The organism is Escherichia sp. KCJ4928 (assembly GCF_004352695.1).
GTDB lineage: Bacteria > Pseudomonadota > Gammaproteobacteria > Enterobacterales > Enterobacteriaceae > ECMA0423.
In genome coordinates this window covers 1-344 of the sequence record NZ_SJWV01000671.1, presented here as the reverse complement: position 1 = coordinate 344, position 344 = coordinate 1, and the positions used below count along the sequence as shown (strand labels likewise).

At 50.9% G+C, this 344-nt stretch carries 1 pseudogene; it reads right to left on the bottom strand.

The annotated features are described in order from the left end of the window. A pseudogene (locus E0D98_RS26195) lies at positions 1–344 on the bottom strand (protein ImpB); the annotation flags it as partial.

Sequence of the window (344 nt, the reverse complement as noted above, 5' to 3'; positions counted from 1 at the left end):
CCTGTTCCCTGAGCTGATGACCAAAAAACTCCGGAGAGATGCAATGATTTATCCCCCGCAAATCAATAAACATTTCATCAATTGAGTAGGGCTCAACTGCGGGAGAAAGCGACTCCAGAACAGCCATGACCCGTTGGCTCATGCTGTGGTACAGCGCATAATTGCTGGAAAATACATGTATTTTCTTCTCCAGGCGCATCTGTCTCACCTGAAACCAGGGCTGCCCCATTCTGATGCCAAGGGCTTTTGCCTCCGGGCTGCGCGCGATCACACAGCCATCGTTATTGCTGAGTACGATGACCGGTTCGTTGCGAAGGTCCGGGCGGAAAACTTTTTCACATGAG